Source organism: Pseudomonas veronii (assembly GCF_001439695.1).
Lineage (GTDB): Bacteria > Pseudomonadota > Gammaproteobacteria > Pseudomonadales > Pseudomonadaceae > Aquipseudomonas > Aquipseudomonas veronii.
The window spans coordinates 1-12,535 of the sequence record NZ_JYLL01000054.1 but is presented as its reverse complement, the minus strand read 5'-3'; the positions used below and the strand labels follow the sequence as shown (position 1 = coordinate 12,535).

The following is a 12,535-nucleotide window of genomic DNA, read 5'->3' as shown; positions in this document are numbered from 1 at the left end:
CCAGGCTTCGATGAACTGAAGCAGGTCGCTGTCGAATCTCGTGTAACTCTTTGTTTACCAAGGAGTTTTCCGCTTCAACTGCGCCGGAAGTGGGGCGAATTATAGACGTCCAGGATTTGCCGTCAACACCTTTTTTTCACAATTCTGTCATATCGGTCAAAAAGGCCGCAAAAACGCGAAAGCCGGCCCCAAGGGGCCGGCTTTCAACGCGTCTTACAAGCTTGGGAAGGCAAACTGTGACGCTTCATGACTGGCCCGTTGCGGCCAGCGCTGGGTAATAGCCTTGCGCCGGGTATAGAAACGCACCCCATCCGGCCCGTAAGCATGCAAGTCGCCAAACAGCGAGCGCTTCCAGCCGCCAAAGCTGTGGTAGGCCACCGGCACCGGCAGTGGAACGTTCACGCCGACCATGCCCACTTCAATCTCGTCACAGAACAGACGCGCTGCTTCACCGTCACGGGTGAAGATGCACGTGCCGTTGCCATACTCGTGATCGTTGATCAGTTGCATCGCCGCTTCCAGGCTATTGACCCGCACCACGCACAACACTGGCCCGAAGATCTCTTCTTTATAGATACGCATCTGCGGCGTCACGCGGTCAAACAAACTGCCACCGAGGAAGAACCCCTGCTCATGCCCGGCAACGCTCAAGCCACGACCATCGACCACCAGCTCAGCGCCCGCGGCCACACCGTCTTCTATATAGCCGCTGACCTTATCCCGCGCCTGGCCGGTGACCAGCGGCCCCATATCCAGGCCGCACGAGGTGCCCGCGCCAATCTTCAGCGCCTTGACCTGCGGCACCAACTTGGCGATCAATGCATCCGCCACCTGGTCACCCACACACACCGCCACCGAGATCGCCATGCAACGCTCGCCGCAGGAACCATAGGCCGCGCCCATCAAGGCACTGACCGCATTATCCAGATCGGCATCCGGCATCAGCACCGCATGGTTCTTCGCGCCGCCCAGCGCTTGCACGCGTTTGCCGCGCTTGGTCGCTTCGGCGTAGATGTACTCGGCAATCGGCGTCGAACCCACAAAGCTCAAGGCCTTGACCTCCGGCGCTTCGATCAGCGCATCCACCGCGCCCTTGTCGCCATGCACCACGCTCAGCACGCCCTTAGGCAGGCCGGCCTCCTGCAGCAATTGCGCGATCAGCAGCGTCGAACTCGGATCACGCTCCGACGGTTTGAGGATAAAGCAGTTGCCGCAGACGATCGCCAGCGGGTACATCCACAACGGCACCATCGCCGGGAAGTTGAACGGGGTAATCCCGGCCACTACGCCCAACGGCTGGAAATCCGACCAGGCATCGATGTTCGGCCCCACATTGCGGCTGTACTCGCCCTTGAGAATTTCCGGCGCCGAGCACGCATACTCCACGTTCTCGATGCCACGCTTCAATTCCCCCGCCGCGTCTTCCAGGGTCTTGCCGTGCTCCTCGCTGATCAACTGCGAGATGCGCGCTTCGTTCTGCTCCAGCAACTGCTTGAAACGGTACATCACCTGGGCACGCCTGGCCGCCGGCGTATTACGCCAGGCCGGGAATGCGGCCTTGGCCGAGTCGATCGCGCGCTGGATGGTTTCGCGACTGGCCAGCGGCACCTGGTGAATCACCTGGCCGGTGGACGGGTTGTACACATCGGCAGTGCGACCGGATTCGCTGACCAATTGGCCGTCGATCAAATGCTGGATAAGGCTCATGCAGGGCTCCTGAAAAGTTGTTCTATATAGAAGGAGAAATCAGTCGATCTTGTTCAGCACTTCGCCGACGGCATCGAACAGGCGATCCAGGTCCTGCGGCTTGCTGTTGAAGGTTGGCCCGAACTGCAGGGTGTCGCCGCCAAAACGCACGTAGAAACCGGCTTTCCACAAGGCCATGCCAGCCTCGAACGGACGCACGATGGCATCACCGTCACGCGGGGCAATCTGGATCGCGCCGGCCAGACCGTAGTTGCGGATGTCGATCACGTTCTTGCTGCCCTTCAAACCATGCAGCGCATTCTCAAAGTGCGGAGCGACTTCGGCGACGCTCTGCACCAGGTTTTCCTTCTGCAGCAGGTCCAATGCCGCCAGGCCAGCCGCGCAGGCTACCGGGTGTGCCGAGTAGGTGTAGCCGTGGGGGAATTCCACCGCGTATTCCGGCGTCGCCTGGTTCATGAAGGTCTGATAGATCTCGCTGCTGGCAATCACCGCGCCCATCGGGATCGCACCGTTGGTGACTTGCTTGGCGATGCACATCAGGTCCGGGGTCACGCCGAAGCTGTCGGCGCCGAACATCGAGCCGGTACGGCCGAAACCGGTGATCACTTCGTCGAACACCAACAGGATGTTGTGCTGGTCGCAGATTTCACGCAGACGCTTGAGGTAACCCTGTGGCGGCACCAACACGCCAGCGGAGCCGGCCATCGGCTCGACAAAAACGGCAGCGATGTTCGACGCGTCGTGCAACTCGATCAACTTGAGCAGTTCATCGGCCAGGGCAATACCGCCCTGCTCCGGCATGCCGCGCGAGAACGCATTGCTCGCCAGCAAGGTGTGAGGCAGATGGTCAACATCCATCATCGCCTGACCAAACATCTTACGGTTGCCGTTGACGCCGCCCAGGCTGGTGCCGGCGATGTTCACCCCGTGATAGCCACGGGCGCGGCCGATCATCTTGGTCTTGGTAGACTGGCCTTTTAGGCGCCAGTACGCACGCACCATCTTCACCGCCGTATCGGCGCACTCGGAACCGGAGTCGGTGAAGAACACATGGTTGAGGTTACCCGGGGTCAGGTCGGTGATTTTTTCCGCCAGTTGAAACGACAGCGGATGACCGTATTGGAAGCCCGGCGAGTAGTCCAGCGTGCCCAGTTGCTTGGCGACCGCTTCCTGGATTTCCTTGCGGGTGTGCCCGGCGCCACAGGTCCACAGCCCCGACAACGAATCGTAGACCTTGCGGCCCTTGTCATCGGTCAACCAGCTGCCTTCGGCGGCCACGATCAGGCGCGGGTCACGCTGGAAGTTACGGTTGGCGGTGTAAGGCATCCAGTGAGCGTCCAACTTCAGTTGGCTGGCCAGGGACGAAGGGGCGTTTTCGGACATGTTCATCAGCAAAACCTCGCAAGGCAAAAAGCAGCGCCGGGATTGAAAAGCGTTCTTGCAGCTAAATTGCCACGGGGATAAAGTCTGTGAAATCCAACTCTTCTAACCTTCAGTCAGGCTCCGACTAAACTATGAGCATCCGTCGACCCGACCCCCTGGCCCAAGTCAGCGACTTCGATATTCGCCTGCTGCGCATCTTTCGCAGTGTGGTGGAGTGTGGCGGCTTCTCGGCGGCGGAGACCGTGCTCGGCATCGGCCGCTCGGCCATCAGCCAGCAAATGAGCGATCTGGAGCAACGCCTGGGATTGCGCCTGTGCCAGCGCGGGCGTGCCGGATTCTCGCTGACCGAGGAAGGCCGCGAGGTCTATCAGTCGGCACTGCAACTCTTGAGCGCCCTGGAAAGCTTTCGCACCGAGGTCAACGGCCTGCATCAGCATTTGCGCGGCGAACTGATCATCGGCCTCACCGACAACCTCGTCACCCTGCCCCACATGCGTATCACCCATGCCCTGGCGCAATTGAAGGAACGCGGCCCGGACGTGCAGATCCAGATCCGCATGATTGCCCCCAATGAAGTGGAACAAGGCGTGCTCGACGGCCGCCTGCATGTCGGCGTGGTGCCCCAGGCCAGCGCGCTGTCCGGCCTGGAATACCAGGCGCTGTACAGCGAACGCTCGCTGCTCTACTGCGCCGTCGGCCACCCGCTGTTCTATGCCGACGACAAGCAGTTGGAGGATGGACGCATCGACGACCAGGATGCGATCGCCCCCACCTTCCGCCTGCCCGCCGAGATCCAGGCCCACTACCAGGCCCTCAACTGCACCGCCAGCGCTTCGGACCGCGAAGGCATGGCGTTCCTGATCCTCACCGGCCGCTACATCGGCTACCTGCCCGATCACTACGCCAGCCTGTGGGTGCAACAAGGCCGACTACGCGCGCTGAAACCGGCTACACGTTTTTACGATTTAAGCCTGGCATCGGTCACGCGCAAGGGGCGGCGCCCTCATTTGGTGCTGGAAAGTTTCCTCGACAGCCTGGCGGCAACCCGCTAATTCGGGCCTCGCACAAAAAGCTGAGCAAGTGGACAGCTTTTTGCAAGGGCACAAGGACCTAGAACCGTCCGACTCGAGTTTGCCCGCCATGCCACCAGAAACGTCCAGCCCCAGCGACCTGATCTACGGCCTCAACGACCGCCCAAAACCCCTGCCCGCCCTACTGGCCGCCCTGCAACATGTATTGGCCGCCTTCGTCGGCATCATCACGCCGCCGCTGATCATCGGCTCGACCCTGGGCCTGGCGGCTCACCTGCCGTACCTGATCAGCATGGCGCTGATGGTGTCCGGTGTCGGCACTTTCATCCAGGCGCGTAGGCCGTTTGGCATCGGCGCCGGCATGATCTGCTTGCAGGGCACCAGCTTTGCGTTTCTCGGCGCCGTGCTGTCGGCGGGCTTCCTGGTCAAGCAACGCGGCGGCAGCCCGGAAGACATCCTGGCGATGATCTTCGGCGTGTGCTTTTTCGGCGCCGCCGTACAAATCGTGCTGAGCCGTTTTATCGGGCAACTGCGCCGGGTGATCACGCCGCTGGTCACCGGCATCGTGATTACCCTGATCGGCATCAGCCTGATCAAAGTGGGTATCACCGACCTCGGCGGCGGGTTCAATGCCGCCGATTTCGGCGCGCCCATCAACCTGGCACTGGGCCTGTTCGTGGTGTTGACGATCATCCTGCTCAACCGCTCGAACACACCCTGGGTACGCCTCTCGGCGATCATCATCGGCCTGGCCCTCGGCAGCCTCGCGGCCTGGTTCAGCGGCAAACTGGTGCCCCAGGCCCTGCCCGACCTGCCGTTGATCAGCCTGCCGATGCCGTTTCGTTATGGTTTCAACTTCGACTGGAGCGCCTTCCTACCCATCGCGCTGATTTATCTGATCAGCAGCATCGAAACCGTGGGTGACCTCACCGCCAACTGCATGATCGCCCGCCAGCCCATCAGCGGCCCGTCTTATATAAACCGGCTCAAGGGCGGCGTACTCGGCGACGGGGTGAGCTGCATGATCGCCGCCACCTTCAGCGCGTTCCCCAACACCACGTTCGCCCAGAACAATGGCGTGATCCAACTCACCGGTGTGGCCAGCCGCTATGTCGGCCTGTACATCGGCGTGGTGCTGTTTTGCCTCGGCTTGTTTCCATCGATCGGCGCGGTGCTGCAGCAAATCCCCAAACCGGTATTGGGCGGCGCGACCCTGGTGATGTTCGGCAGCGTGGCGGCGGCCGGCGTGCGTATTCTCGCCCAGGCGCCGCTGGACCGACGCAGCATGCTGATCATCGCCACCTCGTTCGGCGTCGGCCTGGGCATTGCCGCCCAACCGAACCTGCTGCACTTGATGCCGACGCTGGTGCAAAACCTGTTCGACTCGGCCATCACCAGCGGCGGGCTGACCGCCATCGCATTGTGCCTGTTACTGCCGGAAGCCAAAGCGAGCCCCGCAGCAAACGGCGCGCCACATGGCGATACGCTGGAACCGCTTTGAGGGTTTTATTGCATCAGGACTTGTCTGAGGCTTGAGGGTGGGTTATCTGTGCATACATCGTCTCTATCGATCAGCACGGAAACCTCCATGAGCCTCGAAGTTCCTGCCCACAGCACCCACGCCGGGAAGCCCGCCAGCCGCATTCGGCAAAAGAACGAGCAAGCGATTCTTCAAGCGGCCGAAGACGAGTTCGCGCGTCACGGCTACAAGGGCACCAGCATGAACACCATCGCTGCCAGCGCCGGGTTGCCGAAGGCCAACTTGCACTACTACTTCACCAACAAAATGGGCCTGTACGTCGCGGTGCTCAGCAATATCCTCGAACTGTGGGACAGCACCTTCAACGCGCTGACCGCCGAGGACGACCCGGCCGTGGCCCTCACCCGCTACATCCGCACCAAGATGGAGTTTTCCCGACGACAGCCCCAGGCCTCGCGGATCTTCGCCATGGAGATCATCAGCGGCGGCGAATGCCTTACCGAATACTTCGGCCAGGACTACCGCGCCTGGTTCAGTGGCCGGGCGGCCGTGTTCCAGGCCTGGATCGATGCTGGCAAGATGGACCCCATCGACCCCGTCCACCTGATCTTCCTGCTGTGGGGCAGCACCCAGCACTATGCCGACTTCGCCAGCCAGATCTGCCGCGTCACCGGGCGCACCAAGTTGACCAAACAAGATATGGAAGACGCCGGCACCAACCTGATCCACATCATTCTCAAAGGCTGTGGCATCAAGCCCGCCCTCTAGACGACACCGCCTATGCCTTTCACCCTCACCGGCCTTTGCGAATTCCGCGAAGAAATTCGCAAAAGCCGCTTCATTACCCTGGCCGCACCGATCACCAGCGCGCAAGAAGCCCAGGCGTTCATCGAGCAGCACAGCGACCTGAACGCCACGCACAATTGCTGGGCCTGGAAACTCGCCGACCAGTACCGCAGCAACGACGACGGCGAACCTGGCGGCACCGCCGGGCGACCGATCCTCGCCGCCATCGAGGCCCAGGGCTTCGATCAGGTGGTGGTGCTGGTGATTCGCTGGTACGGCGGCATCCAACTGGGCACCGGCGGGCTGGCGCGGGCGTATGGCGGCGGCGCGAACAAATGCCTGCAAACCGCCGAGCGCATCGAGCTGATCAGCCGCGTGCCGTTGAGCTGCGACTGCGGGTTTTCCGAACTGAACCTGGTCAAGTTGCGGGTCGCCGAACTCGGCGGGCTGGTACTGGAGGAACACTTCACCGCCAACGGCGTGGAGCTGCAACTGGCCCTGGGCGAAGCACACATCGACACCCTGCAAAACCAGCTTGCCGACCTGAGCCGGGGGCGTATCCTGCTGCAACGTTGAAACAGCTAATGTTGTTCGCTGAACGCCCTGAACCGCGACGTCAAAGGAAGCTCTTCATGTCTACGCCAAAAACCGCACTGATCATCGGCGCCTCACGCGGGCTGGGCCTTGGCCTGGTCAAGCAATTGCTCAAGGATGGCTGGGACGTGACCGCCACCGTGCGTGACCCGAACAAGGCCGACGCCCTGAAAGCCGTGGGCCCGGTACAGATCGAGAAACTCGACATGGACGATCAGCAAGCTGTGATCGCCCTGAGCCAGCGCCTCAAGGAACGCACATTCGACCTGCTGTTCGTCAACGCTGGCGTCAAGGGCCCGGCGAACCAGGAACCTGGCCACGCCACCCTGGCGGAAGTCGGCCAGTTGTTCTTCACCAACGCCGTGGCGCCGATCAACCTGGCCCAGCGCTTTGTCGGGCAGATCCGCAAAGATTCCGGCGTGCTAGCGTTCATGAGTTCAGTCCTGGGCAGCGTGACCATCCCTGACGGTTCCGAGCTGGCGCTCTACAAGGCGAGCAAGGCCGCCCTCAACTCGATGACCAACAGCTTCATCACCCAACTCGGCGAGCAAAAAATGACCGTGCTTTCCCTGCACCCGGGCTGGGTGAAGACCGACATGGGCGGCGAAAACGCACACATCGACGTCGAGACCAGCGTGCGCGGCCTGCTCGATCAGGTGAATGCCTACACCGGCAAAGGCGGCCACCACTTCGTGGACTACCGGGGCCATACCATTCCCTGGTAAGCCGCCATCAAAGGTGGGAACACGCTTCTCGAGAGCAGCGCGTTCCTACCGGTAGACCGGATCTAGAACTACACGTAATCTAGCCACCTCGCCCTCACCGGCGACCCTGGATCAGCAGACAGGGCAACACTGAGCTGGCAAACCTGAACCCATCATTCAGAGGAGCCGGCCCATGCCTGCGACCCGTATCTGGTTAAAAAACCCCCTCGCGATTTTCACTGCCAATGGCCTCGATGCCCGTGGCGGCCTGGTGCTGCAAGACGGTGTGATCAGCGAACTGCTGGGCATCGGGCAAGCGCCTGCACAGCCCTGTACGCAGGTGTTCGACGCCCGCGAACATGTGGTCCTGCCGGGGCTGATCAATACCCATCATCACTTCTACCAGACCCTGACTCGCGCCTGGGCGCCGGTGGTCAATCAGCCGTTGTTCCCGTGGCTGAAGACCCTGTACCCGGTGTGGGCGCGGCTGACCCCGGAAAAACTCGCCCTGGCCAGCAAAGTCGCGTTGGCGGAATTGCTGCTCTCGGGCTGCACCACGGCGGCAGACCACCACTACCTCTTCCCGGACGGCCTGGAACATGCCATCGACGTGCAAGTCGACGTGGTGCGCGAACTGGGCATGCGCGCCATGCTCACTCGCGGCTCCATGAGCCTGGGCGAAGCCGACGGTGGCTTGCCGCCGCAGCAAACCGTGCAACAGGGCGCGGTGATTCTGGACGATAGCCAGCGCCTGATCCGCCAGTACCACGAACGCGGCGACGGCGCGCAGATCCAGATCGCCCTGGCGCCCTGCTCGCCGTTTTCCGTCACCCCGCAAATCATGCAAGCCAGCGCCGAACTGGCCGCGAGCCTCGACGTGCGCCTGCACACGCATCTGGCGGAAACCCTCGACGAGGAAGACTTCTGCCTGCAACGCTTCGGCCTACGCACCGTGGACTACCTCGACAGCGTCGGCTGGCTCGGCCCGCGCACCTGGCTGGCCCACGGCATTCACTTCAACCCGGATGAAATCGCCCGCCTGGGCGCCGCCGGCACCGGGATCTGCCATTGCCCAAGCTCGAACATGCGCCTGGCCTCCGGCATCTGCCCGACCCTGGACCTGCTCGCCGCCGGTGCCCCGATCGGCCTGGGCGTGGACGGTTCGGCCTCCAACGATGCGTCGAACATGATCCTCGAAGCCCGCCAGGCGCTGTACATCCAGCGCCTGCGTTATGGCGCGGAAAAAATCACCCCGCAAGGCGTGCTGGGCTGGGCGACCAAAGGCTCGGCGCAGTTGCTCGGTCGTTCGGATATCGGTGAGTTAGCCGTAGGAAAGCAGGCCGATCTGGCGCTGTTCAAGCTGGACGAACTGCGCTTCTCCGGCAGTCACGATCCGATTTCGGCGTTGCTGTTGTGCGGCGCCGACCGGGCCGACCGGGTGATGATCGGCGGGCAATGGCGGGTGATCGACGGCCAGGTCGAGGGCCTCGACCTCAAAGGCTTGATTGCCGATCACAGCCAGGCCGCCCGTAACCTGATCAATCCCTTGTAGGAGCGAGCTCGCTCGCGAAAAACGTCAACGCTAACGCAGGTGTTCTGATTCACACGGCGCTCTCAGATTGTTCGCGAGCAAGCTCACGCCTACACCCCTAACAGCGACAACATGATAAAGGTCGCAAACAACACAAAGTGGGTCATCCCTTCGATGGCGTTGGTTTCGCCATCGTTGAGGTTGATCGCACTGACGATCAGCGTGATCAACACCATCACGCTTTGCACCGGCGTCATCGCCATCTGGAACGGCTGACCGGAGTAGAGCGCCATCGCTTCCATCACCGGCACCGTCAGGATCACCGTCGACAACGATGCGCCCAGTGCAATGTTCACCACCGACTGCATGCGGTTGGCCAGGGCGGCGCGCAAGGCGGTCAGAATCTCCGGCGCCGCCGAGATGGCCGCGACCACAATCGCCGTCACCACCGGCGGTGCGCCCGTGCCTTCCAGGCCCAGGTCGAGGGTCTTGGACATCACCTCGGCCAGCGCGCCAATCACAATCACCCCGAACACCAGCGTACCGATGGAAAATGCCAGGTTCACCGGCGGCGCCTGTTCTTCCGGCAACGTCTTGCGGCGTTTATCCGGGTAGCTGTAACTGAAGAAATAACTGTGCGGGCCCACCTGCATGCGCAGGAACAGGGTGTAGAGCACCACCATCGCGCCGATGGTGAAGGCCGAGTAAATCTTCCAGTCCGCTTCGGGGATGAATTCCGGCACCACCATCGACACGCCCATGGCGGTGAGGATCATCACGCTGTAGGTGCGCGCCGAATCGTCATTGTAGGACTGTTCGCCGTGCTTGATGCCCCCCATCAGCGCGGCCAGGCCGAGGATGCCGTTGATATCGAGCATCACCGCCGAGTAGATGGTGTCGCGCACCAGGGTCGGCGACGGTTCGTTGCTCATCATGATCGCCAGGATCACCACTTCCACCAGCACGGCGGCCAGGGTCAGGATCATGGTGCCGTAGGGGTCGCCGACCTTTTCCGCCAACTGCTCGGCATGGTGAGCGACGCGCATCGACGCCACCACGATAAAGCCGATCAGCGCCAGGCCGGCCAGCAGCGCGACCATTTGCCCGTTGTGGAGCATCCAGTGCTCCAGCGGGTACGCGGCGACGGCGGCGATCAGCGCCAGCAGCATGAATTTTTCTTGCTTGAGAGAGGTGAGCATTGCGGGCCTTTTGTGCGGCAAATCAGTCATTGACGGGGTACAGACTGCAGTACATCGCTAACGTTTCGTTACATCTTAGTTCGCAGCGCCCCTGCGCGAATAGAACCAATACTCTCCTCTTGGTCAGGTTTTGCCGATTATTTCAGTCATGGCCTGTAGAATGCCGCCATTGCACCCGATGAGATTTTAGACATGTACGATTGGCTCAACGCCCTGCCCAAGGCTGAACTGCACCTGCACCTGGAAGGCTCGCTGGAGCCTGAGCTGCTGTTCGCCCTGGCCGAGCGCAACAAGATTGCGCTGCCATGGAACGACGTCGACACCCTGCGCAAGGCCTACGCCTTCAACAACCTGCAAGAGTTTCTCGACCTGTATTACCAGGGCGCCGATGTACTGCGCACCTCCCAGGATTTCTACGACCTGACCTGGGCCTACCTGCTGCGCTGCAAAGCGCAGAACGTGATCCACACCGAACCCTTCTTCGACCCGCAAACCCACACCGACCGTGGCGTGCCGTTCGAAGTGGTGCTCAACGGCATCGCCGCCGCGCTCAAAGATGGCGAGCAGCAACTGGGCATCACCAGCGGCTTGATCCTCAGCTTCCTGCGCCACTTGAGCGAAGCCGAAGCCGAGAAAACCCTCGACCAGGCGCTGCCGTTTCGCGATGCGTTCGTGGCCGTGGGCCTGGACAGTTCGGAAATGGGCCACCCGCCGAGCAAGTTCCAACGCGTGTTCGACCGTGCCCGCAACGAAGGCTTCTTCACCGTGGCCCACGCCGGCGAAGAAGGCCCGCCCGAGTACATCTGGGAAGCCCTCGACCTGCTGAAAGTCCAGCGTATCGACCATGGCGTGCGCGCCATCGAAGACGAGCGCCTGATGCAACGGATCATCGACGAACAGATCCCGCTGACCGTGTGCCCGCTGTCCAACACCAAGCTGCGCGTGTTCGACGACATGGCCCAGCACAACATCCTCGACATGCTCGAGCGTGGGGTGAAGGTGACGGTGAACTCGGACGACCCGGCGTACTTCGGCGGCTACGTCACCGAGAACTTCCATGCGCTGTACACCGCCCTGGGCATGACCCAGGACCAGGCCAAACGCCTGGCGCAAAACAGCCTGGATGCGCGGCTGGTGAAGCCCTGACGGCGTAAACCGCGACTGACAATGTGGGAGCCAGCGCGCTCCCACATTCGTTGTGGATTGCCGGTTAAATCTCGCTCAACTCTTCCAGGGTCTTGCCCTTCGTCTCCATCCCAAACACCCACACCACCAGCGCCGCCACCGCAAAGCACAATGCGCCCAGGGCAAACACCCCGCCCTGCCCGGTAATCGGGAACACCAGCCCGGTCACCAACGGCCCGAGCAACGACCCGACCCGCCCGATCGCCGAAGCGAACCCGGCCCCCGTAGCCCGCGCCGAGGTGGGGTACAACTCCGGCGTGTAGGTGTACAGCACCGCCCACATGCCAAACAGAAAGAACTGCATCAACAACCCCGAGGCGATCAGCAGGCCGACATTGCCGCCAAACACCGCGCTTTGCCCATACAGAAACGCCATCACCCCGCCGCCGAGCAAGGTCACCACGCACACCGGCTTGCGCCCCCAACGCTCCACCAGCCAGGCCGCCATCAGGAAGCCGGGAATCCCGCCCAGGGAAATGATCACCGTGTAATACACCGACTGGGTCACCGCAAACCCCGACTGCTGCAGCAAGGCACTCAACCAGGAAGTGAGCCCATAAAAGCCGAGCAAGGCGAAGAACCACACACTCCAGATCATCATCGTGCGCTGACGATACTGCGCCGACCATAATTGCTGGAACGCCGAGAAAAAGTTGCCCGGCACACTCTCCACCCGCGGCAGGCGAATCGGCTGCGGCAACTCGGCGCGGCCCAGGGAATCGCGCACTTTCGCCTCGATCCCCAGCAACACCTTATCCGCCGCCGCATGCCGCCCGGCCTGCTCCAGCCAGCGCGGCGACTCCGGGATAAAAATCTATGGTCACCCCCATTTTTGCAATACTGATCAACGGGTGGTGTGGTTGGCTTGCTTAAATCTATCCGGCGTCTGTTTGGGGTATGCCCCAGCGCCACGATGAGAGTCGCGCCTGACGATC

At 61.9% G+C, this 12,535-nt stretch carries 10 protein-coding genes and 1 pseudogene; 7 read left to right on the top strand and 4 right to left on the bottom strand.

Annotation, left to right across the window (positions count from 1 at the left end):
* Positions 1-213 precede the first annotated feature (213 nt).
* Together TU80_RS30655 and aptA are read right to left on the bottom strand one after the other, a co-directional pair.
* Positions 214-1,707: a CoA-acylating methylmalonate-semialdehyde dehydrogenase gene (locus tag TU80_RS30655; RefSeq protein WP_017849625.1), complete on the bottom strand. Its 1,494-nt coding sequence runs from the start codon at positions 1,705-1,707 to the stop codon at positions 214-216.
* A gap of 39 nt (positions 1,708-1,746) precedes the next feature.
* Positions 1,747-3,096, bottom strand: a complete 1,350-nt coding sequence (aptA, locus tag TU80_RS30650; protein ID WP_017849626.1) for an omega-aminotransferase AptA — start codon at positions 3,094-3,096, stop codon at positions 1,747-1,749.
* A 125-nt stretch (positions 3,097-3,221) separates the two neighbouring features.
* Here aptA and TU80_RS30645 point away from each other — a divergent pair, with 125 nt between their 5' ends.
* From TU80_RS30645 to TU80_RS30620, 6 genes are all read left to right on the top strand, one after another.
* Complete coding sequence (locus TU80_RS30645; RefSeq protein WP_017849627.1) at positions 3,222-4,142, top strand: LysR family transcriptional regulator; 921 nt, start codon at positions 3,222-3,224, stop codon at positions 4,140-4,142.
* 88 nt (positions 4,143-4,230) lie between these two features.
* Complete coding sequence (locus TU80_RS30640) at positions 4,231-5,622, top strand: uracil-xanthine permease family protein (RefSeq protein ID WP_046384831.1); 1,392 nt, start codon at positions 4,231-4,233, stop codon at positions 5,620-5,622.
* Positions 5,623-5,709: 87 nt separating this feature from the next.
* Entirely contained in the window at positions 5,710-6,369 is a 660-nt protein-coding gene (locus tag TU80_RS30635) for a TetR/AcrR family transcriptional regulator (RefSeq protein ID WP_017849629.1), read from the top strand.
* Positions 6,370-6,381: 12 nt separating this feature from the next.
* Entirely contained in the window at positions 6,382-6,963 is a 582-nt protein-coding gene (locus tag TU80_RS30630; protein WP_017849630.1) for an IMPACT family protein, read from the top strand.
* 56 nt (positions 6,964-7,019) lie between these two features.
* Positions 7,020-7,706: an SDR family oxidoreductase gene (locus TU80_RS30625; RefSeq protein WP_017849631.1), complete on the top strand. Its 687-nt coding sequence runs from the start codon at positions 7,020-7,022 to the stop codon at positions 7,704-7,706.
* A gap of 172 nt (positions 7,707-7,878) precedes the next feature.
* Positions 7,879-9,237, top strand: coding sequence for an 8-oxoguanine deaminase (locus tag TU80_RS30620; RefSeq protein WP_017849632.1), 1,359 nt, complete (start codon positions 7,879-7,881; stop codon positions 9,235-9,237).
* Between the two features lie 89 nt (positions 9,238-9,326).
* Here the strand turns inward: TU80_RS30620 and TU80_RS30615 are convergent, their stop codons facing one another.
* Positions 9,327-10,415 (bottom strand): calcium:cation antiporter, encoded by a 1,089-nt coding sequence (locus tag TU80_RS30615; protein ID WP_057006113.1) that lies wholly within the window; start codon positions 10,413-10,415, stop codon positions 9,327-9,329.
* A gap of 192 nt (positions 10,416-10,607) precedes the next feature.
* On the opposite strand from TU80_RS30615, the gene TU80_RS30610 reads away from it, so the two are divergent.
* Positions 10,608-11,561 carry an adenosine deaminase gene (locus TU80_RS30610; RefSeq protein WP_017849634.1) on the top strand — a complete coding sequence of 318 codons (954 nt, stop codon included), beginning with the start codon at positions 10,608-10,610 and terminating at the stop codon, positions 11,559-11,561.
* Positions 11,562-11,625: 64 nt separating this feature from the next.
* Here the strand turns inward: TU80_RS30610 and TU80_RS30605 are convergent.
* Positions 11,626-12,408 (bottom strand): annotated as a pseudogene (locus tag TU80_RS30605) (MFS transporter); the annotation flags it as partial.
* Between the last annotated feature and the right edge of the window lie 127 nt (positions 12,409-12,535).

Coding starts and splice junctions, on each gene's coding strand:
- TU80_RS30615 (WP_057006113.1), bottom strand. CDS start 10,415: ATGCTCACCTCTCTCAAGCAAGAAAAATTCATGCTGCTGGCGCTGATC.
- TU80_RS30630 (WP_017849630.1), top strand. CDS start 6,382: ATGCCTTTCACCCTCACCGGCCTTTGCGAATTCCGCGAAGAAATTCGC.
- TU80_RS30625 (WP_017849631.1), top strand. CDS start 7,020: ATGTCTACGCCAAAAACCGCACTGATCATCGGCGCCTCACGCGGGCTG.
- TU80_RS30610 (WP_017849634.1), top strand. CDS start 10,608: ATGTACGATTGGCTCAACGCCCTGCCCAAGGCTGAACTGCACCTGCAC.
- TU80_RS30645 (WP_017849627.1), top strand. CDS start 3,222: ATGAGCATCCGTCGACCCGACCCCCTGGCCCAAGTCAGCGACTTCGAT.
- TU80_RS30635 (WP_017849629.1), top strand. CDS start 5,710: ATGAGCCTCGAAGTTCCTGCCCACAGCACCCACGCCGGGAAGCCCGCC.
- aptA (WP_017849626.1), bottom strand. CDS start 3,096: ATGAACATGTCCGAAAACGCCCCTTCGTCCCTGGCCAGCCAACTGAAG.
- TU80_RS30640 (WP_046384831.1), top strand. CDS start 4,231: ATGCCACCAGAAACGTCCAGCCCCAGCGACCTGATCTACGGCCTCAAC.
- TU80_RS30620 (WP_017849632.1), top strand. CDS start 7,879: ATGCCTGCGACCCGTATCTGGTTAAAAAACCCCCTCGCGATTTTCACT.
- TU80_RS30655 (WP_017849625.1), bottom strand. CDS start 1,707: ATGAGCCTTATCCAGCATTTGATCGACGGCCAATTGGTCAGCGAATCC.